The sequence below is a fragment of the Nostoc sp. genome, assembly GCF_036917575.1.
Classification (GTDB): Bacteria; Cyanobacteriota; Cyanobacteriia; order Cyanobacteriales; family Nostocaceae; genus Nostoc.
The window spans coordinates 12,298-33,879 of sequence record NZ_JBALDC010000005.1 but is presented as its reverse complement, the minus strand read 5'-3'; the positions used below and the strand labels follow the sequence as shown (position 1 = coordinate 33,879).

Below are 21,582 nucleotides of genomic sequence, written 5' to 3'. Positions count from 1 at the left end.
GCTGCAATGAATCAATTTAAACCCTCTTATGCTTCTGGATGATTTAGCTCCTAAACTACTTGCTTATTCCGGAAAGTGACAGAAGAGGGTTATAGCCGTAGTCACACAGGTTAGGACACTTGGAAAGAGTGAAAGAAGAGAGTTAGCAATAGTTTTACCTCCTGCCTCCTGCCCTCTGCCTCCTGCCTCCTGCTATAACTCCTAACTCCTGTAAAGACGCGATTAATCGCGTCTCTCCTAACTCAGCACTTTTGTAAAGTACATATTGACCTATCCAACCTTGATAGTTGTAAGGAAGAATAATGGCAGATTGGCAAGAAATAACAGGTGGTATCACAGCACCAAGGGGGTATCAGGCGGCGGGAATTACCGCAGGATTAAAACCTTCGGGGTTGCCGGATTTAGCTTTGATATTCTCAGAGGTGGAAGCGATCGCAGCAGGTGTGTTCACCACCAGCCAAGTGAAAGCTGCGTGTGTAGAATATTGTCGCCAACGCTTGCAAGCCAAACAAAGCGCTCGTGCCATCCTCTGCAATGCTGGACAAGCAAATGCCGCTACAGGAACTCAAGGCTACCTTGATACTTTAGAATCTGCGATGGCAATAGCCCAAGCTCTAAACATCTCGTCTGAATCTGTATTATTGGCTTCCACTGGTGTAATTGGTCAAAGAATTAAGATGGATGCTTTGCGAAGCGGGATTCCCAAGGTAATAGCAGCACTATCAGAAACAGGATCAGATGCGGCCGCTGGGGCGATTATCACTACAGACTTGGTAACAAAATCTATTGCTCTAGAGACAACTATAAGCGATCGCCCAGTACGAATTGGCGGCATTGCCAAGGGTTCTGGCATGATTCACCCCAATATGGCAACCATGTTGGCATTTGTGACTTGTGATGCTGTGGTTTCGCCTCACCTTTGGCAACAGATGTTAGCAAGGGCAGCTGATAGAAGCTTTAATTCCATTACTGTGGATGGTGACACCAGCACTAACGACAGCTTAATTGCCTTGGCAAATGGTCAATCTCGCACCCCAGCAATTACAGAATTGGGCGCAGAAGCAGAGAAATTAGAGGCGATGTTAACAACAGTTTGCCAGCATTTAGCCAAAGCGATCGCTCGTGATGGTGAAGGCGCAACCTGTCTGATTGAAGTGCAGGTGACAGGGGCCTATGATGAAATCTCAGCCCGACAAATAGCCAAAACCATCGCTGGTTCATCCTTAGTTAAATCTGCAATCTTTGGACGCGATCCAAATTGGGGACGCATCGCCGCCGCCGCAGGACGTGCAGGTGTGCCCTTTGAGCAAGAAAACCTGCAAATTAAGCTAGGTAATTTCTTAATGTTAGAAAATGGACAACCTCTACAATTTGACCGAGCAGCAGCAAGTGCTTATTTGAAAAAAGCATCGGTGGGTACTTATTTGCAACAGGATACGGTATTAATTTCCGTTAATGTTGGCAATGGTTATGGTGTAGGTAAAGCTTGGGGTTGTGATTTGAGTTATGACTACGTGAAGATTAACGCTGAATACACTACCTGAACTACTCTCAATTGTTTGCACTCTAAAGACACGATTCATCGCGTCTTTAACCAAGGATGTGTTGCAATCATTAATTGAATTGCTATCAATAGTCATAAATTTTAGTCACGATCGCAATCAAGTTAATACTGATGAGTCTATCTTAGGGTTCATACCCTCTTACTTAGAAATTTCCTAACCTAAATGTAGAGTTAAGTCTAAGAATAGGAAAAAGATTTTATGACAAGCGACGTTTCTACAGATACTAACAAGACTGGAAATGGGTCACTGATAAGTGGTGTTATCCTGAGTGTTTTAGGGGTTATTGCGATCGTAGCACCTAATTTCACCACCATATTCGCTGAAACTTGGATTGCTGCGATTTTGATTTTCGCCGGATTTACAAAAATAGTTTATGCCACTCAAACCCGCGAAAGAGGAGGTTTTATTTGGAAAATTCTCTTGAGCGGGCTTTATATTGCAACTGGCATCATGCTGCTTGTTTATCCTTTTACTGGTGTTCTGACACTGACTCTGTTACTTGGCACATTTTTGTTAACTGAAGGCACATTCGAGTTAATTCTGGCATTCAAGTTACGTCCACAAGAAAACTGGACGTGGGTATTAACTAATGGCATTATTACCCTCGTGTTAGGTGCAATGATTTGGTTCCAGTGGCCCTTCAATGCGCCTTGGCTGATTGGGACATTAGTTGGTGTCAGCATTATTTTCACTGGCGCTTCACGTGTGATGCTGGCATTGAGTGGGCGTTCTACTTTAACTGGGCAACTACCTTAAGTGGGGAATAGGGAATAGGGAAAGGTTTTCTAAATGCCTAATTCCCAATCCCCAGTACCCAAAAAAGTTTACAAGATATTGCAGCAGTGATGCCCACAACTGGCTATGCCTACACCAACAAAATTGCTAAATTAACTAAGGAAATCAAAATCAAGGCCAGCTAGCTGCAATTAACAATGGTATCTATTGCTACTCCATTCTCGGATATTCAAAACCATTGGGCACGCTCATTTATTACAGCCTTAGCCCAACGTGGTATTGTTAATGGGTTGCCTAATGGCACTTATCGCCCCGATAATTCACTTACCCGTGCTGAATTTGCTGCTATTATCGCCAACGCATTTGGGACAGTTTCCAAGAAGCGGCAGTATATTCCCTTTGTTGATGTACCCACGAATTATTGGGCAGCAGCCGCCATCAAAACAGCTTACGAAAAAGCATTTATTAGCGGGTTTCCTGATAAAACTTTCCGTTCTGCTAACCGAATTACTAGAGTCGAAGTCTTGGTTTCCTTGGTAGGAGGCTTAGAAATTGCCACCAAGGTAAAACCTGACCTCCTTTCAAAACTCTCACAAATTTATCAAGATTCTGCTCAAATTCCTGAGTATGGTAGAAATCACGTAGCTATTGCCACCAGCGCTGGCTTGGTGGTTAGTTTCCCAAATATCAAATTACTCAATCCTAATCTCGCAGCTACTCGTGCAGATGTAGCAGTGATTATTTATCAAGCTTTGGTGTATTTAGGTCAGGCAGAAAAAATTGCCTCCAGTTACTTAGTGCAGCCGCCAATATTAACGCCCACGCCGATACCGACACCAATTCCAACTCCAATTCCAACTCCAATTCCAACTCCAATTCCAATTCCAACTCCAATTCCAATTCCAATTCCAACGCCGACACCGACACCGACACCTGTCGGTAGCGTTAAGGTAAATCATAGCCGGGAGTTCCGGGGGGCATGGGTAGTATCTGTATGGAATGGTGATTGGCCTTCTAGACCGGGACTTTCTGTTGCTCAACAAAAAGCAGAACTTACCGAGATTATTACCAAATTACAAGCGCTAAACTTCAATGCCTTGATTTTCCAAGTGCGACCAGAGGGAGACGCTTTGTATGAATCTAAATTAGAGCCTTGGAGTGCTTGGATTACAGGAACTCAAGGGAAAGCACCAGAACCATTTTACGATCCTTTAGCGTTTGCGATCGCAGAATGTCATAAGCATAATCTTGAACTCCATGCTTGGTTTAACCCCTACCGCGCTAGCACCTCCACCGACCCAGCTAAAACAGTCCCTCCCCATATAGCAGCTACCAATCCAGAAAGCGTTTACTTGTGGAAAACACAACGCTGGATGGATCCAGGACTGAAAATAGTTCAGGACAGGGCGTATAACGTAATTATCGATGTAGTGAAACGCTATGATGTTGATGGCATTCACTTAGATGATTATTTCTATCCATATCCGATTGAGGGACAACCTTTCCCCGATGATAAAACCTACGCTGCATATAAAGCAGGTGGTGGTACACTCAGCCTTGGCGATTGGCGACGGGACAATGTTAACAAAATGGTACAGCGCCTTTGGCAGGGGATTAAGACAACCAAACCCGATGTTAAATTTGGTATTAGTCCTTTTGGGATTTATCGCCCCGGACAACCCGCAGGTATTACTGGATTGGATGCTTACAACGTACTGTATGCTGACTCAAAAAAATGGTTAGAAGAAGGCTGGATTGATTATATCGCTCCTCAACTTTACTGGCGTACAGACCAATCACAACAAAGTTATCCAGCATTACTAAAGTGGTGGACACAGGTAAACACTAAGCAAAGACACGTTTATGCTGGTAATAATCTGACAGAACCAAGCAACAAGAGTCGAGAAAGTGATGAGATTGAAAAACAGGTGAAAATTAGTCGTAGCCAAGCTGGACAGTTATCACTGGGGAATATTTTCTTTAATCTTAGTGTTTTGACAGAAAATAGTCAGGGCATTGCTGATAAATTTCAAAGTCTGCTTTATAACAAACCTGCGCTACCGCCAACTTTGCCTTGGCAGGATACAACACCACCATCTGCACCCATTGGACTACAAGTCAATAACCGCAAACTGAGTTGGCAGCCTGGAGATAATCAGCCAGTTCGTTCCTGGACACTTTATCGGCTGAGTGGCGATACTTGGACAATTCAACGAATTTTGTCTGCTGGCACAACCTTCGCTACCGTCCAGCAAGCGGGAACTTATGCCGTGTGTGTAGTGGATAGATTAGCCAACGAGAGTGTGGGGACAGTTATTACAGTTAGTTGAACAAAAGTGCTACCCAGATTCCCTACAACTTTTATGGAGATAACTGACGAATAAAGGTCTGACTCTTCAAGATAAAACCAGTCTAATAATAATAGTGTAACTGCGGCATTAAAACCATCATCACCCGCTCAAACACTGCTGGAAATTCTTTGAATAATTAACTCTGATAAGTAAAAAACTATTTTTAACCTTTTCATAACCTAAGATTAACTAAAATTTATTCGATATCAGCTCTAGAATTTTTGAAGTAAACATTGTACAAAAAAGCTAGGACGTACAGGATGAAAATTACATGAGTCGAAAAGCCAGTAAAGTACTTATACAGTCTGGGGTAATTCCTTACAGAGTGAACAATGGTAAAGTTGAAATCTTGCTAATTACAACCCGTGACTTTCAACACTGGGTGATTCCGAAAGGAGATATTCCTAATGGCATGAGTCCGCCTGATTCAGCAGCCAAAGAGGCGTGGGAAGAAGCAGGAATAATTGGGCAAGTAGATGTAAATGAACTGGGAACTTACAAGTATCGTAAACAAGGCAAAATTTATTGCGTCAAGATGTATTTATTATCAGTCGATATGCTGAGTGAAGATTATCCAGAAGCAACTAAAAGAAAACGGCAGTGGGTAGAAGTGAATAAAGCTATTAGGCGTGTTAAGTTTAATTCACTCAAACGAATCCTTAAGGGTTTTTTCCAGGTAAAATCTCAATTTTGTGCATTACAATATTAAGTAATTAGCACAGCATATAAAAATATATTATACAATGTAAAAATAATTAAAGGTTTGGATCCGTTGACTACAAACCTTTGTTTATTCACACCTAGTTGCTTAAATCCATAGTAAAGCTACCCAAGTTTTTATACCGACAATTCCATCAGCCTGCAATTTCTTAGATGTTTGGAAACTAACAATTGCATTCTTAACTGACTCAGAAAATTGCCCATCGATGGCATCAGTATATAATCCAATATCTTTTAATTGCTGTTGTAATTGTTTTACTCTCAGCCCAGAATCTCCTAGCTGCAATCCATTAAATCTATTCAAATCGGCTCGACCACTAACACCAGTTACACCAGATATATCACCTTCATATTGATGGATTAAATATTGTCCCTGCCAAGCACCAGGAATCGTTGGGTTCCTAGTTTCATAGTGGGCAATCCATAACGGATAATTAGCAAAATCAGATGGATCGCCAAGTTCTGTCCAGAAACTAGGGAAGGTATAAATAATTGGTTTGATTGGTTTTTTTGTTTGTTGTAAAAGGGCTTTTTCTACCTCTGCCAACCACTGTTTGGCTGCATTAATTACAGCTTGACTATTTACTTTGTCAGTTACCTCTACATCTATGACTGGTGGTAAGTCTCCTGGTTCTAATTTGCCCAAAGTTTTTAAGAATTCCTTCGCTTGCTGAACCGGGTCAGATGTATGGGGGTGAAAGAAATGATAAGCACCCCGAATAATACCAACAGCTTTCATAGTTTGCCAGTGATGAGCAAAAGCAGAATCTTTGATGCTAACTCCTTCTGTGGCTTTGACAAACGCAAAGGTTTTACCAGAGTTTTTTACTGCCGTCCAATCTACTCTGCCGTCTTGATCGGCAACATCAATTCCTTCCATAAAATTTTTAACCTTTTTGATTAGTACAATCTTGAACTTATCAGAGGCTTTGATTAAATTTATGCTTTTTCTGGGTCTTTAAGTAAGTTACAGAAATTTACTAGGGTTGAGTGTTAGCGGCTCGTACTGGGGTCACTCTAACTTTTCCTGTACAAGGCTTGATTTGCTCAGTAAGGGTAAAGTGCTCGTAAGCATTAGGAGGTGTGATTTGAATTTTACTAGACATTGGGCAGTTTTTCTCTGGGGAACTAATGTGGTTGTATGCTATCTGAAATGAGGCTTGTTTTCCAGAAGCTAGAGTTACTTGTTGTCGAGGTTGCTTACTCGAAAAGTAAGTGTCCTGGGAGCGAATAACTTTAATTCCCTGCAAAGGTTGGTCTTTTGCATCCAGGAGTCCCAATCCTGGATAACCGTAGAGGGTGCAAGGGGATGAGCCGTTATTGGTGAAGGCGTAGGTAAGTGCAACATTTCCAACCCCAGCATCTTCAGAGACTCGACGCACTGACAATTGACTAGTTTCACAGCGCGTCGGATTTGTGGCAATAGTGGCTTCAGGGGTAGAATTCTCTGTAGTTTTTGCAGTCGGTGTGGGTATTGAGGTCAACACAGCTTGTTTCGTCGGCTGTTCAGTGATTGTTGGTAATGCTTGTGTCTGTTTAGTAACAGAGGGAGAACCAACACAGCCAGTTGTCACCGCAGTCAGAAGCAATAACAGACTGCTTTCCATAAATAGAATTCGCATATCTCTTTTTCTATAGTGAACTACTTACACTGATGCTTCAGATACAGTATAAGTTTCCAATTTCACAAGGTTATGCAGGTCTGCTCCAATGACTTGTTCTGCTGCGTCATTACGTAACAAATTCAACAGCTTATCCATTTTTTCGGGCAACGTGAACAGCAGAAACAAACGAGAGCTGTATACTGTCTCCAAAGTTCCTCAGCTTTTCCCGCAACCCTGTAAATAGCAACTCCTTCGCCTTTAGCTCCAGTCTGCTCATGGTACTTAATAGCTTAAAGAAGTCATCGATGCTATATGTCACCTCACACGCGACTTGCTCAGTCACCAATTCCTTAAAATAACCAGAATCGAGAATGTCTTGTTCAAACCCTCTCAAAATTCCCGCTTGAATTTCCGCACCTTCATATTGGACAAGTGAGGGAGCATAGGCTTGATACACTTCCTCGATCGCTTGGTAAACTTCGTATTTCGGTTCAGGTCTTAGATTCCATAGTAGGATGAGAAATCCGTTGTCGCGTAATGCCGTCGCTGCCTTGGCATACCGAATTTCTGACGGTATCCAGTGAAAGGCATTAGCAGATAAAACGGCATTGAACTGTTTTGCTTTTAGCTCCCACTCCTCAAATGAGGTGTTGTAAATTGCAACGTTGGGATAGGTTGCACAGTGGTGTTGTGCCAAATGACAAAAATCCTGGTTTGGCTCAATACACGTCATTGGAAAACCAAATTGAGCAAAAGCTACCGTCGCATTTCCGGGACCACAACCGACTTCAAGAATCGATGCATCTGAGTCAAGTTGGGCTAAAACGACAGACCGCTCGATCAGTTCCTTTGGATATTTTGGTCTGGCGTTGTAATAAATATCAGCAACGGGAGAATACCAATTCTTTCGCTGTTCTAAATCTATAGAAGCTCTGGCATTTATTTCTTGTTTAGAGTCTTGCATAAGCTAGTTTTATCAGTTTTCGAGTCTAACTTCGTGATAACAAGTGCCTGCGATCGCAGATGCGGGAATTGTTGCTTCAATGCGGGTTAAGGGACTGACAACAAATATGGGTAGTCATACCAATTCGTAATTCCTAATTAAGAAAGCTAGATTATATCTGGGTTTGGGGGTTTGAATGTGTTTCCTCATTTTAGAGAATTGGTATTATGTAACGCTTCTAAGTTGTTTTGCTCCTAGTTTTTGCTGGGTTTAAAATTCTTTGCATCAGTCGTCATCGATTTAATATGGACTGACTGTGTGGCGGACAACGATTTCATTCACATCAACGTCATCCGGTTGATCGATTGCAAAGGCGATCGCTCTGGCGATCGCGTCAGCCGGAAGCACAATCTTGCGGAATTCCTCCATTCCTTTGCCGGCTTCTGCGTCAGTTATACTTTCTGCCAATTCCGACTCTGTTGCACCCGGCGAAATAACCGTAACACGAATGTCGGTATTTTCCTGACGCAGCCCCTCCGAAATTGCCAGCACGGCGAACTTGGTAGCCGAGTAAACAGCGGAGGTTGGCCATACGGCGTGTCCGCCGATGGAGGACAAGTTGACGAACTGGCCAAATCCCTGGCGTTTCATCAACGGTAGCCCAGCAGCAATGCCATTGAGTACGCCACGGATATTTACGTCAATCATCCAGTCCCATTCATCAACTTTCAGTGCTTCTAGTTTCGAGAGCGGCATTACACCTGCATTGTTGACGATGACATCAATGCGGCCAAATTTGCTCTGAGCAAATTCTACAAAGGACTGGAAGTTGGCGCGATCGGTAACATCAAGGGTCTGATATTCCGCCGAGCCGCCCTCAGAGCGGATTGTAGCCGCGAGGGTTTCTAGCCGCTCCGTGCGTCGTGCGCCCAGGATGACGTGGATGCCCTTACGAGCGAGTAGACGTGCTGTCGCCTCACCGATACCGCTACTTGCGCCTGTAATTAGTACGACTTTCTGTTCTTTGCCAGTATTTTCGTTGATAGTCATAAAACCGTATCTCCAAGTGGTTGTACTTTCTAGCACACTTTTAATCTAAGAGAGTCAAAGCTTGATGCGGTAATCTGAAACTGCGGAATTCTTGCCTAATCCTGCATTTTCCTTTATTGTTTATCATGAAAAGATAAGCTGACCTAAGCGGCTGAATAGATTGCGGCTGCTCTAAATGTAAGTTTCATAAGGATTTCAAACGACATTATGGAACAGACTCTTAGAAAGCAGCAGTCCGAGCTAGCCGCTCTGATTGCACAGAACAGTAATGGAGATGGTGTGCATTCCACAGCGATCAAGCGGTTATTTCTGATCCGCTCCTCACAACCGACTGCACCTCTCCATGCCCTCCATGAGCCTACCCTGTGTATCGTTGCTCAGGGCAAGAAGCAGGTGATATTGGCAGACAATCTGTATGTTTATGGTCAAGATCAATATTTGGTGGTATCCATCGATCTGCCTGTCGTTGGACAAGTGATTGAGGCAACGCCAACCTTTCCATATCTATGTTTTCGGCTCGATTTAGATCCAGGAGAACTCAGCACACTGATGATGGAGGCAAAACTAGACGCTCCTGCTAACCAACCACTCAAACCGGGCTTGTCTATTAATCCTGTTAACCCTCAACTGCTGGATGCAGCAATACGACTTATACAGTTGTTGGAAACACCTCAAGATATTGCTATCCTCGCACCTTTGATTATTCGAGAAATTCTCTACCGTTTATTATCAGGCGAACACAGTGCTATATTGCGACAGATTGCTTTAGTTGATAAACAACTCCAAGCAATTAGCAAAGCGATCAACTGGCTTAAATGGAACTACGAAAAACCATTTCGGATCGATACGATCGCTCGTGAAGCGTGTATGAGTCCCTCGTCCCTGCATCATCACTTCAAGTCAGTCACCACCATGAGTCCTTTGCAATATCAAAAACAGCTTCGGCTTCAACAAGCTCGTCGCCTGATGCTGGGGCAAGGTATGGATGCGGCAACAGCTAGTCATTGCGTGGGTTATGAAAGCCCCTCACAGTTCAGCCGTGAATACAGTCGGTTGTTTGGCGCACCACCGTTGCGTGATATGGCTCGGCTAAAAAGTGGAGTTTTTGGGGATGGGGGATGAGGGGGCAAAGAGGCAGGGGAGCAGGGAGCATGGGAGAAGTAGCAGTAAGTCTTTCCCTTCTACCTCTCTATCCAATGCTCTCACAAATTAGAAGCGATCGCACTTGAATCTTCCTCTATAAGTGAGTTTAGGAATGTCCACAATTGCAAATCAGTAAAGTCTGGAATTGCCATAAATGCACCGACTGACTGCAAAATTTGCGGATCGTGGATGGAGGCGATGCCAATGGTGCGGATATCTGCGCCCACGGCTGACCGAATACCAGAGGGAGAGTCTTCTAAAGCGATCGCTTCTGCTGCTGTAATCTCCAATTTATTTAGGGCAACTTGGTAGGGTGCAGGGTCGGGTTTACCTGCAATACAATCATCCGCTAAAACAATTGTATGGAAAGCTTCTTTTATCCCCAAAACTTCTAGCATAAATTCTGCATTTAATCTCGGAGCATTAGTTACTAATGCACGTTTTAATTGATATAAATCTGTCCATGCTAGTAGTTCCGAAAATCCACTTAGCGGTTTGAGATGTGGGGCGAGTTGGCGGAAAAGCGTCTCTTTTTCGTCTGCAAATCTTTGCCCTTCTAATACTGATAATTGTGGCAGAATATCCTTAACAATTTCTGGATTTAGCCTTCCACTAATTCGGGATTTATAAAATGTTTCATCTATTTCTATGTTGTAATTTAACAGCATTTCCTGCCAAGCTCGGTAATGTATAGGGTCAGTGTTGACAATAGTGCCGTCTAGGTCAAAGAGAATTGCAGCCAGCATAATTTTTGGGTATAATGTAAATAATTGTTAACTTAATTTAAATAGTTTACATTGTTTTTTGTTTTTAGTAATTGTTTCTTCGTCAATACAAGGGACTGGGGAAGAAAATCTCGTCTCAAGAGTTACACATTAATCTGCTAAATCCTAAAATCTATACTGGATAGGGCATATAAAGGCAGACGGATAAAATTTATTAACAAACTGCCGTATAATTGATAACTTTCTATGTAAGCAAATGCTAGCCGCTACAAACTTTTTTCGCGTTGATGATTTACTAGTGCAGATTTACAACTCTGAAGTCGAAATGGCCGAGGATGTTGCTGAAATTGTGCAAAAGTATTTACAGCAGATTCTCAAGCAACAGGATACAGCTGCTGTATTGTTAGCCACAGGTAACTCCCAACTCAAATTTCTTGATGCTTTGATTGCATTGGGTGGTGTAGATTGGTCACGGATTATTCTGTTCCATCTAGATGAATATTTGGGAATTACTGCTGACCATTCTGCTAGTTTTCGGCGTTATATGCAAGAACGTGTAGAGAAGCAAGTTTATCCTAAAAAATTTCACTATATAGAGGGTGATACATTACAACCAATAACAGAGTGCGATCGCTACACTAAATTATTACAAGCACAACCGATTGATTTATGCTGTCTTGGTGTTGGCGAAAATGGACATTTAGCTTTTAACGATCCGGCTGTAGCAAATTTTCAAGATCCTTACAAAGTTAAATTGGTCAAACTGGATACTCTTAATCGTCAGCAACAAGTAAGTACAGGTCACTTTCCGAATCTAGAAACTGTCCCACAGTATGCTTTTACTGTCACCATTCCAACAATTTGTGCTGCTAAAAAAATTATCTGTCTTGCTCCAGAAAAACGTAAAGCGAATGTGGTAAAAAAGATGCTGCAAGAAGATATTAGTATAGACTGTCCAGCCTCCATTCTCCGTCAACAACCCCAAGCAACGTTATTTTTGGATGTTAATTCTGGTAGCTTATTAAAAGCAACTTAAACTTATCCGCATCCTGAATCTTCCAAGCTAATTATTCGAGCGATCGCTAAAATTATATTAGTAATTTCAGGATACAATAAAGCTATAACTATCAAGCGATATTCTATATCAAAATTCGTAAATTATAATATACTTTTTTCTACAAATTTAATGTTTATAGAAGTCATAAACATCTCAAAATAATCAAATAAAATTTTATAAATACGCCAGTCATCAAAATTTAGCTTTATCTTAAGCGACTGGCGAATCTAGAAAGTTTTAAGAGAAGGGTATAAATAACTTAATAGATACCCTTAGCATCCTAAAAAGTTCAAAAGTGCTAAATTCCAACACTTGATGCTTCAGCACCCAGTGGCGAAACATAATCACGGAAAAGAGTAATCTGCTGTTCAAACTCTAAGAGTTGAATTTTGCTAAACAATGGTTTGGCTTCGGAAGGAAGTTCATAATCAGCAGGTACAGGAATGATAGTACCATTATCCATCCCTTGAGATAATCTATACCAAAATAGGAGTTTTGTAGTATCACCCAAAGAGCCATACAGACGAGAAATTTCGCTATCCGCTTTGTTAATCAAATCACGCTGAACTTGTAATTGTTGTTCGTGAGATAATTCCTTAACTTGATTAAATAAACCTTCAGCTATTTCTGGAGAAACAGTACTGGCTCCAGGAGCGGCTGGAGTAATTGAATTCCCCATTTCTTTATAGATAAACCAAAACAAAGCAAGTTGTATATCTACATTTAAATTTTGCCAAGCTTGAACGTGTTCACGAATAGTTGGATCGTTGGTTTGTGTAGATGTCATGATTAACTCCAAATCGCAATTATTTATTTATTCTTAAAAATGTTATCAAATGTACATTTGGAGTTATACCCTACTGAAGACAGATGTCTTCAAATCATAAAGAAGATCGTTCAGAGCTAAAATAATGCTTGACAAGTGCCAAATGAAAGAGTTAGCAATTATAAGTCTGTTGCAAAACTTAAAGATTATTAAAAGATATTTCCTTGGATAGATGTTAGCTTGATTATAATAGTGGGTAAAAAAGCACTACTAATTAATCTTTGAAATCGCTAAATTTATGACTTATGCATTGACATAAATAACTAACTGTGGATTAAATATTGTTGGAAGGCTTTGTATTGTAATCCTCTTGTTAAGTGGGTTACTGTCTCCGGTCGCAGCCTCTAATAAGCCAAAGCAACAGTAAACAAAGTATAGTTTTGAGTCTTTGGGGTTTATCGAGTTTAATAGAAAATAAAACGGACGTGAAATTATAATACGCAGTAGGGGTATACAGCTAGCTGTATACCCCTACTAAAAACCTATATTTAATGTGACTGACGAAACGCTGCAATCTATCATCAGTAAAAGTGAACGTTTTACCCAAATATTAGAAGAATTCGTTGGTTATATACTAGACTTCCTAATATTACTCATTTATTGGCGAAAAGTTATTATTACTTACTGCCAAGTCAAGATTGTAATGCATTTAACGTCGAACTTAGTTAAGTATTTTTTTGCCTGTTTGCGCTGCACTTTCACCTACATCATTAGCAGTTTTCTGAGCGCCTTCTACATAACCAGAGCCAAATTCTTTAAATGCTTCTGCTGACTCTTCTCCAATCTTTTTGAGTCGTTCACCAGGAGCGCCTTCAGTTTCACGAGCTTCTTTGTTCCACTCCCCTAGTGTTCTCGGTCTTTGAGTATCATCTTGCTGTATCTGTTCGCGAACTCTTTCTTTTAAGCCTGTGTTATTTTGCCCAGCAGCAACATTTGTTGTCAGTACTAGAAAACCAACTATGACAACAGCCAAAAAACCTTTTATTTGAAGTCCTTTCAGGAGGGAACTGATTTGACTAATAGTCCTAGAAATCAAATTTATCATGCCGAATTAGTTTATTTTTTGGAGTACAAATAAAGATTACCTATAAAAAAATAATTATCCTTCTAACAAAAGGCATATCTCAGTTATGAATCTTAGATGAGACTATACCAATCATCCACAAGCAAATCAACTAAATAAAATCATTCATAGAGGTGAAAAAGAATCTATAAACTTACGAATGCTAGGTCTTTACAAGGGTTCTGGATAATCCATATTTAATTCTGTCAGATGTGTATTAACTGCAATATTTAGTTAACCACGATATTTTTCATAGATTGATTGATTTTGACATCACCCAAGCGGTAGAAATTGGTGTACTCACTTTTGCTTGTACTCAAAATAACCGCAAATCACTCAAAATTGGTTTGCGGTTGCCTAAAGCAAAAGGTCGATAATGAGACAAAAAAGCTGATTTTGTCTGGGAGTAAGGTTTTGAAGATTATTGAGAACAATTGACTATGTGAGAAATCGGTTGAAATTAGCAAAAATTTGCAAAATTAATCCGAAAAAAAGCATTTAAATGCTCAATAATAGCTTTCTTATCAGAATTACTCTTTTTTTATAAATTATCCCTGAGATTTCTTGGGGGTGTTAAATGTAGCACTAAATACATTTTTAATACAACATTTGGTTTTTAATACAGGTAGAAATAAAAAAACATATATCTTTGGTTGTAAAAATTATCAGCCTTAAAAGATAGATGCTTATGGATAATTCCTAAATAGTTACTAATAACAATCAACAGTCATACAACTTTCAGGCTAGTACACTGTGGCAGAAGTTTGCCTACCTTTAATAAGTTGCTTGAACAATTTGTCTAGTTAATTAAGATGGTAGCTGAATTTCTGTTGTGCTGTACCGGAAAAATTGTTTATCTGGCTGAGTAAATTTATATTGTAATCCCTAGATATTTGAAGGGCTTACAGACGAAAAACTACTAGACATTTTTTCTTAACACGAGAACTGCTTCAAGTGGAAAGTCAAAGGATGAAATACTGGATAACAAAATTAGCAATCTGTATAGTATTACTGTATAGCTTGTTACTATCAAATAATTATGCAGAAGCAAACCAACTTTCAAATACTTCTAATATTGATGTACAGCAATTAAATCCACTCCCAAAAGTTGAAAACGTAGCAAGTGCTGACAAGAATCTTGCTGAAATTAAAAAGGAAGATTTTTGCCGATTTAATGGGACTGTTAACTGGATAGATAAACTAGAAGGACTATTCACACTTTATTGCAGTGAGAATTCAGGAAAAGTTTTCTTAGAACTGAAGCCAGAGCAGCTAAATAAAAACTACCTAGCTATAGTAACATTGGAATCTGGCATTGGGGAAAGTGGGATTTATAGTGGATTACCTCTTTCTGATTTTATCTTTTACTTCCGAAGAGTAAATAATAGATTACATTTTGTTGTGCGTAATCTAAAATTCCGTACAGATAGTATACCAGAACAGCGATCGCTTGCTCGTTCATTTAGCGATTCAGTTCTTTATTCACTCGAAATAGCTACTATAAATCCCAAGAATCAAAATATTCTCATCGACCTGAATGGACTGCTAATGCAGGATTTTCCTGGATTAACTCCTTTATTAAAATACTCTTTGCAAGCCGATTACCGCTTAGATGCACGCAAGTCATATTTTGGTGATGTTAACAGCTTCCCAGAAAACATCGAGATTGATTCGATTTATGGTTTTTCATCATTAGAAGGCTCAAATTTAATCGCTGTACCCGATAGTAGGGCAATCACTTTAAAGGTACACTACAGTTTTTCTCAGTTGAGAGAAAACAATGGTTATATTCCCAGACTTGCTGATGATAGAGTTGGATATTTTACTACTGCTTTTCAAGACTTTTCTCACAATAATCCTCACGAATCATTTGTAAGCTATATTAATCGCTGGCATTTAGAACCATCCAATCCTAGCGCTTCTTTATCTCTACCGAAAAAACCAATTGTGTATTGGATTGAAAATGCTGTACCACTAAAGTACCGCGATGCGATTCGTGAAGGTGTTTTGATGTGGAACAAAGCATTTGAAAAAGCCGGATTTAAAAATGCGATTGAAGTGCGGCAAATGCCAGATGATGCTGATTGGAAACCAGCAGATGTACATTACAACACTATTCGCTGGTTCAATTCTTTAGATGCAGGTTTTGCCAAAGGCCCGATGCGCGTCAACCCATTCACCGGGGAAATATTGGATGCAGATATTATTGTGGATGCCAATATGGTGCGTTTAGTTCAGCAAGAATATCATGCATTAATGGAGGCAAATTCATGTCCAGAAAAGATGAAAGGACATAAACACGCAGGGAAATATCTGGATAAATTCTTTGGATCATCTTCCTCTGCTCTGTTTTTCTCCTCTGAGTCCTGCTATGGTATGGAGTCTTCAAATCAAGCAGCTATGGGGGCGCTGGCGTTATCAATGTTGCCAAACACTACACTTAGTAGTGAAACGATGAAGGAGTATGTACATCAATATTTGCGTTCTCTTATCGCTCACGAAGTTGGGCATACTCTGGGTTTGCGTCACAACTTTTATGGCAGCACCATGTTAGCGCCACAAGAATTAAATAATACTGAAATCACTCACACCAAAGGTTTAGTAGGTTCGGTGATGGACTATGTACCTGTGAATATAGCACCACAGGGAGTAGAGCAAGGTGATTATTTCCCAGGAGTTGTTGGGCCTTATGATGAATGGGCAATTGAGTACGGTTATAAAAAATTTCCAGCAACAGCACTTGAGGTAAGGATTCCAGAATCAGAAAAAAGTTTTTTAAATCAGATTGCATTAGCGTCGCCTCAACCAGAATTATCTTACGCAACTGATGAAGATATCTGGGATATCAATCCTTTAGCAAATGTCTGGGATATGAGTAGTGATGTGCTACTTTATTCACAGTGGCAAATGGATAATGCTCGTTTTATGTGGCAGCGTCTCAATGAGGGTTATCTATCGAAAACAGAAAGCTATACTAACCTACGCCTTAAATTCAATAAAGTATTTAAATATTATTTTCGGAATGCCACTTTGCTTTCTAAATACATTGGTGGACAATCGTTTCGCCGTCTCCATACCAGTGATGATGCTTGGGCATTTATACCAGTTTCACTTTTAAAACAGCGTCAAGCATTGACAAAGTTACAAAAATATGTATTTGCCGAAGATGCTTTCAGCTTTTCACCACAATTGCTCAATCAACTAGCACCGTCACGTTGGGAACATTGGGGTAGTTCTGCACCTAATAACCGCCTTGATTATCCAATTCACGATCGCATATTGAGTTTTCAAAGTGCGATTTTGCGATCGCTATTAGATAGCGATCGCCTGAATCGGTTACAAGATATAGAATTAAAAACCCTGCCTGGAGAAGCGCTTTCCATACCAGAATTGTTCGACACCCTGCAAACAGGCATCTGGACAGAAGTTTTCACCCCAGGAGAACCAAAGCCAATTTCTAGCATCCGCCGTTCATTGCAACGGGAACATCTAAATATTTTGTTACAGATGATGTTGGGTACTACTAATACACCTGAAGATGGTCGGACATTGGCTTGGTATAAACTGCGCCAACTGCAAAAAGCCATTGATGTCAGACTCAAACAACTTGGCGAAAGTCTTGATCTTTACACCTTAGCTCATTTAGAATCTTCTGGCGATCGCATTACTAAAGCATTAAATGCGCAGTTACTTTCTAGGTAGCTACGATACTCCTAAATGAACATAGCAAAGTAGTCCTCATAAATTTCCGTATTAGTTGATAGCGTTTTTTCTACTTTTTCACGATCTACATCAATCGCCGAACTCGTACCATTGCTCAGACTTTCTTCTGGCATAAAATCGCCACAGTGTTCATTGGCGGGTACGGCTTGGTTCATCTTTTTGGGATAGCTCAAACCCAGATGGCTCACGATTGCGATAAATTGATCGCGGCTACGATTGGCAAATCGGGGATTGAGGCGTTTTTCTTCATCAATAGTGGAAACAGTGCGCCCTTTATAGTCATGGGCGGGATAAACGAGGGTGTCCTCTGGGAGAGTAAATAACTTTTGCGTCACTGTCTCGTACAGAGTACCCGCATCGCCCGATTGAAAGTCTGTGCGTCCACAGCCGCGAATCAACAAGGCATCGCCCGTTAACAGATGGCTATTGTTGACTAAATAAGACAGATGGCTGTCGGTATGCCCTGGTGTAGCGATCGCCTCAATCCGCACCGCCCCCACGATTAAGGTTTCGCCATCGGCAAGGGAGCGATCCGCAGACCTAGCAGTAGCATTTCGGGGTACTATCACCTGACAACCCGTTTGCTGTCTGAGTTTGCCAGCACCAGTGATATGGTCAGCATGGATGTGAGTTTCTAAACAATAGCCAAGACTTAACCCCAAGTCATTCAGCACTTCTAAATCACGGTCAACCTGTTCCAATACTGTATCTACTAGCACCGCATCTTTTGTCTGACTGTCTGCAATCAGATAGGTGTAGGTGCTAGATTCTGGGTCAAAGAATTGGCGAAACAATAGCGTTGACTGAGGTATGGCAAGTCGAAGGTCGCTATATTCTTGTTCAGTAGTGCGAGAAATGGGCGAAACGGGACGTACCCGCACTGGTAGCGACTGCAACACCGTTGTCGCCAATGCCTGGGCCTGCTCACGCAGTTCGGGAACAGCGATCGTTTCCCACAAATTGCCTTTACGGGGAGTGCCCAAGGTATAAAGTATACTTGAAGGTTTACTCTGAGCATCTAATACAACACCATCGGGGGTAGTATCCAAACCCAAACCAATATCGTTGGGGCGGATCAATCCCTGGGTGCGTAAATTGGCAATTAGGGATTGGGGCGATCGCTGATAATTTGCCTGTACCCCGGTGCAATTCACCACGCGGCTGACTTGCAAGACCTGATTTTTTTGCGTTTGGCGCTGGCGAACGGTGACTGCCACCGCTTCAGATGCCGCTTCATAGCCCTGAATCCGCCCTGCGGTAATAGTTAGTTGCCCAGAATCCAACATTATCTGGACAATCTTGGCAATTTCGGGGGCAATTCGATGGCGATGTACATCCCAATAGGGGGTGAGATGGCGCAAAAGCCGTTTTTGCTCTACGAGGGGCAGTTGTTGCCAGAGTTGCTGGGTGATCGGACGCAGGGAATCAATCACCGATCGCCAGTTGTAGCCCTGCACTGCTGCCGTTTGCACCTCACGGCGAATCCGCCGCAGTAAGCCGCGAACTGTTTTAGGGGCGGTGTCTGAAGTCAAAAAGGCGGAGTAGGGTTTAGTCGATTGATGCGGTAGCGGAGACAATCCCCGGCGAGACACGGCGTAAATTTTGCCTTGATGGTGGCGATCGTGGAGTGACACCACCATATCCACCATTGTCAGTCCAGTGCCAATCAGCAATACAGGCGCATCAGGCTTCAGTTCTGCTAACGCCTCGGCTGACCAGGCATGACGTAGGTAGGGGGTGTCATTGTCCTCAGAGGATTGCGATCCGGGAGGGGCAGAAGGGGCGTTTCCCAGTGCCAGTACAATTTTGTCTGCCACGAAAGTACGGCTGCTACTCAAGGAGACGATCGCACCTTTGGTTTGTGGCTCTACTGCCACCACCTCATCAATGACGCGCTCTAGCCGGACGTTACTCGATGCTGTGGCTTCAGCTTCTTCCAAAATCGATTGGATATAAAGCCCGAATATCTGACGGGGAATAAAGCTGCTGGCATTTAAGTCACTGGGCAGAAATGTCCCTAACTCACTGCGGTTATAGTTTAACCAGCGCAGCAGATGACTAGGATCGTTGGGAAAGGCACTCATCTTGCCTACGGATACATTCAGCAAGTGGCTGATGGTATCGGTGCTGTAGGCGACTCCCTTGCCAATGTCGTGACTGCGCTCAATCAGTTTAATCAATAGGGGGCGGTTGGCAGTTTTTAACAGGTGAGCCGCTACTAAAGAACCACTAAAGCCAGCACCAACAAGGGCGATCGTCGTGCTTGAAGGATGTGCTATCAAGACATTAGAATCCATCACAGTGCTAAATAGAGTGTATGGTAACTACTTTCTCAATCAGACTTTTGCCGACAGTGGTAAAAATAAGTTTGTTCATTGAACTATATACCTATCGGTTTTTTGGTGTATGATTCCAGTCTCCTCTATTCTAACTAAATTGCTTGACTTGACTATGGTTTGACTATGAAAATTTGTCCTAACTCTTAAAGATACCGCTGCAATAGACCAGTAAAAACTTCTGGTATTTCCAAATGAGGTAATATTCCGGTATCTGCGATCGCATAAAAATCTCGAATTGCCCTTGGATTTAAATTTGCCAAGCGTTGCCCTAGTTTAATATTGGTAAATTGCGCTTTTTCTCCCCAAAAAATAACGGTGGGAACTGTTAGTTGTTCGATATATAAACTCAGATCGAAATAAAGATCGCCCCGCAAAAATGCCAAAGCAGCAAACTTAGCATTAGGTTGTTGTGCTGAGGTTAAATAAGCTTCCACCATTTCTTGAGATACTCGTTGTGACTTAGCAAAGAGAAAACTTTGTAAAAAATTTCGGACTGCAATTTCATTTTCAGCACCAAGCAGATAAATAAAATTGTCTAACAGAGGCGCATTAATTACCGAAAGCGGAAGTCTGCGTCCAGCACCCTGCCCAAAATCATCAAATCCAGAAGGGGAAACCAAAAACAGTGATTTGAATAAATTGGGTTGAACAATAGCAAGGCGGATAGCAAAAGCAGCTGTGAGAGATGAGGCTACCACAGTCACCGGCTGGCGACAAGTTTGGATGATAAACTCTGCGATCGTGCTAAGATAATCTCTAATTTTATAATCCCGGACTGGATGAGCTGATTCTCCCCAGCCGATGAGATCGGGGGCTAAAATGTGGTAATTAGAGGCGAAAGCCGGGTAAACTTTAGACCATTCATAAGCAGACGCTCCCCCACCAAAGTTATGGAGAAATAGTAATGGGGGTAAATTTTCAGTGTCAGCAATCGCCCAAGGTGCATTCGTTTGGGTATAGTAAACCATTGCCCCCAAGAATGTATGGATGACTTTATGTCCAAAGCCAGGAGGTTGAAACTGAAGCATAAAATTAAAAAGTTTAGTTTATTTGAATTTGCATACAGTCAAACTAATTCAGGAATCAAAATACATTTGTCTGAAAAGTTCAAGAATCAGGAGAACATTTGATGAATCAATATATCAATTACTGCTAAATTATAGTTTCTGACTCTTGGTTGCTCAATTATTGCAATTCATAATTTATAGTTTATCCTTATTTTTTATCAGCATCTCTTGTGATTTGAACGAGTTGATGAAGATTATCGCCACTAATATGATATGCTCCCCCAAAACCAACAACAAAACGACCTTCACTTGGAGTTAGCCGGAAAATCCGAAAGTCAGATAAGCCACGCAAAACCTCGATAATTTCACCAAACCGCCCTTGAAATTGCTCAACAATTTGATTCCAATTGTCAGTTTCACGCTCTATCAAAGTTGCCGTACAATCAAAACTCAAACGACGACGGGCAAAAATTAGATTACTTTTAGCTTCATCCTCAATAAACAATACACTCACATGAGGATTGGCATAAAGATTTTTGGTATGAATCGAAAGACCACTGACATATATGTATATATTTTTGGAATCATCCATTACAAAAGGAGCATAACTAGCATTGGGTATTGCTTGGGCGCTGACAGTGCTAATAATTACACTCTCCAATGCTTCAGGAAACTTTTCATACTCAGCTTGAATGTTTTCAAGTTGACTCATAAGTAGATTACCGCTTGAT

At 41.3% G+C, this 21,582-nt stretch carries 17 protein-coding genes; 7 read left to right on the top strand and 10 right to left on the bottom strand.

All coding sequences use genetic code 11. The features are described 5' to 3' along the window. Positions 1–302 precede the first annotated feature (302 nt). The 4 genes from argJ to V7K79_RS00975 all read left to right on the top strand — a co-directional run bounded on the left by argJ (position 303) and on the right by V7K79_RS00975 (position 5,360). Entirely contained in the window at positions 303–1,544 is a 1,242-nt protein-coding gene (argJ, locus tag V7K79_RS00990; protein ID WP_335043864.1) for a bifunctional ornithine acetyltransferase/N-acetylglutamate synthase, read from the top strand. 219 nt (positions 1,545–1,763) lie between these two features. Beyond that, a complete protein-coding gene (locus V7K79_RS00985; RefSeq protein ID WP_335043862.1) occupies positions 1,764–2,321 on the top strand; it encodes an HdeD family acid-resistance protein in 558 nt (185 codons plus the stop codon). Positions 2,322–2,497: 176 nt separating this feature from the next. Further along, complete coding sequence (locus V7K79_RS00980; protein WP_335043860.1) at positions 2,498–4,630, top strand: glycoside hydrolase family 10 protein; 2,133 nt, start codon at positions 2,498–2,500, stop codon at positions 4,628–4,630. A 292-nt stretch (positions 4,631–4,922) separates the two neighbouring features. Beyond that, a complete protein-coding gene (locus V7K79_RS00975; protein ID WP_335043857.1) occupies positions 4,923–5,360 on the top strand; it encodes an NUDIX hydrolase in 438 nt (145 codons plus the stop codon). Positions 5,361–5,459: 99 nt separating this feature from the next. Here V7K79_RS00975 and V7K79_RS00970 read toward each other — a convergent pair whose 3' ends face one another. From V7K79_RS00970 to V7K79_RS00955, 4 genes are all read right to left on the bottom strand, one after another. Beyond that, positions 5,460–6,251: a GH25 family lysozyme gene (locus V7K79_RS00970; protein WP_335043854.1), complete on the bottom strand. Its 792-nt coding sequence runs from the start codon at positions 6,249–6,251 to the stop codon at positions 5,460–5,462. A gap of 100 nt (positions 6,252–6,351) precedes the next feature. Further along, positions 6,352–6,993: a DUF4232 domain-containing protein gene (locus V7K79_RS00965; RefSeq protein WP_335043853.1), complete on the bottom strand. Its 642-nt coding sequence runs from the start codon at positions 6,991–6,993 to the stop codon at positions 6,352–6,354. A 130-nt stretch (positions 6,994–7,123) separates the two neighbouring features. Continuing rightward, on the bottom strand, positions 7,124–7,939 hold the full coding sequence (locus V7K79_RS00960; RefSeq protein ID WP_335043851.1) for a class I SAM-dependent methyltransferase: 816 nt from the start codon (positions 7,937–7,939) through the stop codon (positions 7,124–7,126). 279 nt (positions 7,940–8,218) lie between these two features. After that, positions 8,219–8,968, bottom strand: coding sequence for an SDR family oxidoreductase (locus V7K79_RS00955; protein ID WP_335043848.1), 750 nt, complete (start codon positions 8,966–8,968; stop codon positions 8,219–8,221). 207 nt (positions 8,969–9,175) lie between these two features. Here V7K79_RS00955 and V7K79_RS00950 point away from each other — a divergent pair, with 207 nt between their 5' ends. Then, a complete protein-coding gene (locus tag V7K79_RS00950; RefSeq protein WP_335043846.1) occupies positions 9,176–10,090 on the top strand; it encodes an AraC family transcriptional regulator in 915 nt (304 codons plus the stop codon). An 80-nt stretch (positions 10,091–10,170) separates the two neighbouring features. Here V7K79_RS00950 and V7K79_RS00945 read toward each other — a convergent pair whose 3' ends face one another. Further along, entirely contained in the window at positions 10,171–10,857 is a 687-nt protein-coding gene (locus V7K79_RS00945; protein ID WP_335043844.1) for an HAD family hydrolase, read from the bottom strand. 235 nt (positions 10,858–11,092) lie between these two features. Here V7K79_RS00945 and V7K79_RS00940 point away from each other — a divergent pair, with 235 nt between their 5' ends. Continuing rightward, complete coding sequence (locus tag V7K79_RS00940) at positions 11,093–11,872, top strand: glucosamine-6-phosphate deaminase (protein WP_335043843.1); 780 nt, start codon at positions 11,093–11,095, stop codon at positions 11,870–11,872. Positions 11,873–12,191: 319 nt separating this feature from the next. Here V7K79_RS00940 and V7K79_RS00935 read toward each other — a convergent pair whose 3' ends face one another. Together V7K79_RS00935 and V7K79_RS00930 are read right to left on the bottom strand one after the other, a co-directional pair. Continuing rightward, positions 12,192–12,680 carry an orange carotenoid protein N-terminal domain-containing protein gene (locus V7K79_RS00935; protein WP_335043840.1) on the bottom strand — a complete coding sequence of 163 codons (489 nt, stop codon included), beginning with the start codon at positions 12,678–12,680 and terminating at the stop codon, positions 12,192–12,194. 700 nt (positions 12,681–13,380) lie between these two features. After that, positions 13,381–13,764 carry a hypothetical protein gene (locus tag V7K79_RS00930; protein WP_335043838.1) on the bottom strand — a complete coding sequence of 128 codons (384 nt, stop codon included), beginning with the start codon at positions 13,762–13,764 and terminating at the stop codon, positions 13,381–13,383. A 987-nt stretch (positions 13,765–14,751) separates the two neighbouring features. On the opposite strand from V7K79_RS00930, the gene V7K79_RS00925 reads away from it, so the two are divergent. Beyond that, positions 14,752–17,484 carry a zinc-dependent metalloprotease gene (locus tag V7K79_RS00925; protein ID WP_335043836.1) on the top strand — a complete coding sequence of 911 codons (2,733 nt, stop codon included), beginning with the start codon at positions 14,752–14,754 and terminating at the stop codon, positions 17,482–17,484. 11 nt (positions 17,485–17,495) lie between these two features. Here V7K79_RS00925 and V7K79_RS00920 read toward each other — a convergent pair whose 3' ends face one another. The 3 genes from V7K79_RS00920 to V7K79_RS00910 form a co-directional block, all read right to left on the bottom strand. Further along, positions 17,496–19,802 (bottom strand): FAD/NAD(P)-binding protein, encoded by a 2,307-nt coding sequence (locus V7K79_RS00920; RefSeq protein ID WP_335043834.1) that lies wholly within the window; start codon positions 19,800–19,802, stop codon positions 17,496–17,498. 185 nt (positions 19,803–19,987) lie between these two features. Next, positions 19,988–20,872 carry an alpha/beta fold hydrolase gene (locus tag V7K79_RS00915; RefSeq protein ID WP_335043832.1) on the bottom strand — a complete coding sequence of 295 codons (885 nt, stop codon included), beginning with the start codon at positions 20,870–20,872 and terminating at the stop codon, positions 19,988–19,990. Positions 20,873–21,059: 187 nt separating this feature from the next. Further along, entirely contained in the window at positions 21,060–21,563 is a 504-nt protein-coding gene (locus V7K79_RS00910) for a HugZ family pyridoxamine 5'-phosphate oxidase (RefSeq protein ID WP_335043830.1), read from the bottom strand. Positions 21,564–21,582 lie beyond the last annotated feature (19 nt).

Bases quoted from the DNA above. Each gene is read 5' to 3' on its own strand.
- V7K79_RS00985 (WP_335043862.1), top strand. From the start codon at position 1,764: ATGACAAGCGACGTTTCTACAGATACTAACAAGACTGGAAATGGGTCA.
- V7K79_RS00940 (WP_335043843.1), top strand. From the start codon at position 11,093: ATGCTAGCCGCTACAAACTTTTTTCGCGTTGATGATTTACTAGTGCAG.
- V7K79_RS00980 (WP_335043860.1), top strand. From the start codon at position 2,498: ATGGTATCTATTGCTACTCCATTCTCGGATATTCAAAACCATTGGGCA.
- V7K79_RS00965 (WP_335043853.1), bottom strand. From the start codon at position 6,993: ATGCGAATTCTATTTATGGAAAGCAGTCTGTTATTGCTTCTGACTGCG.
- V7K79_RS00920 (WP_335043834.1), bottom strand. From the start codon at position 19,802: ATGGATTCTAATGTCTTGATAGCACATCCTTCAAGCACGACGATCGCC.
- V7K79_RS00925 (WP_335043836.1), top strand. From the start codon at position 14,752: ATGAAATACTGGATAACAAAATTAGCAATCTGTATAGTATTACTGTAT.
- V7K79_RS00960 (WP_335043851.1), bottom strand. From the start codon at position 7,939: ATGCAAGACTCTAAACAAGAAATAAATGCCAGAGCTTCTATAGATTTA.
- argJ (WP_335043864.1), top strand. From the start codon at position 303: ATGGCAGATTGGCAAGAAATAACAGGTGGTATCACAGCACCAAGGGGG.
- V7K79_RS00915 (WP_335043832.1), bottom strand. From the start codon at position 20,872: ATGCTTCAGTTTCAACCTCCTGGCTTTGGACATAAAGTCATCCATACA.
- V7K79_RS00975 (WP_335043857.1), top strand. From the start codon at position 4,923: ATGAGTCGAAAAGCCAGTAAAGTACTTATACAGTCTGGGGTAATTCCT.
- V7K79_RS00910 (WP_335043830.1), bottom strand. From the start codon at position 21,563: ATGAGTCAACTTGAAAACATTCAAGCTGAGTATGAAAAGTTTCCTGAA.
- V7K79_RS00950 (WP_335043846.1), top strand. From the start codon at position 9,176: ATGGAACAGACTCTTAGAAAGCAGCAGTCCGAGCTAGCCGCTCTGATT.
- V7K79_RS00945 (WP_335043844.1), bottom strand. From the start codon at position 10,857: ATGCTGGCTGCAATTCTCTTTGACCTAGACGGCACTATTGTCAACACT.
- V7K79_RS00935 (WP_335043840.1), bottom strand. From the start codon at position 12,680: ATGACATCTACACAAACCAACGATCCAACTATTCGTGAACACGTTCAA.
- V7K79_RS00930 (WP_335043838.1), bottom strand. From the start codon at position 13,764: ATGATAAATTTGATTTCTAGGACTATTAGTCAAATCAGTTCCCTCCTG.
- V7K79_RS00970 (WP_335043854.1), bottom strand. From the start codon at position 6,251: ATGGAAGGAATTGATGTTGCCGATCAAGACGGCAGAGTAGATTGGACG.
- V7K79_RS00955 (WP_335043848.1), bottom strand. From the start codon at position 8,968: ATGACTATCAACGAAAATACTGGCAAAGAACAGAAAGTCGTACTAATT.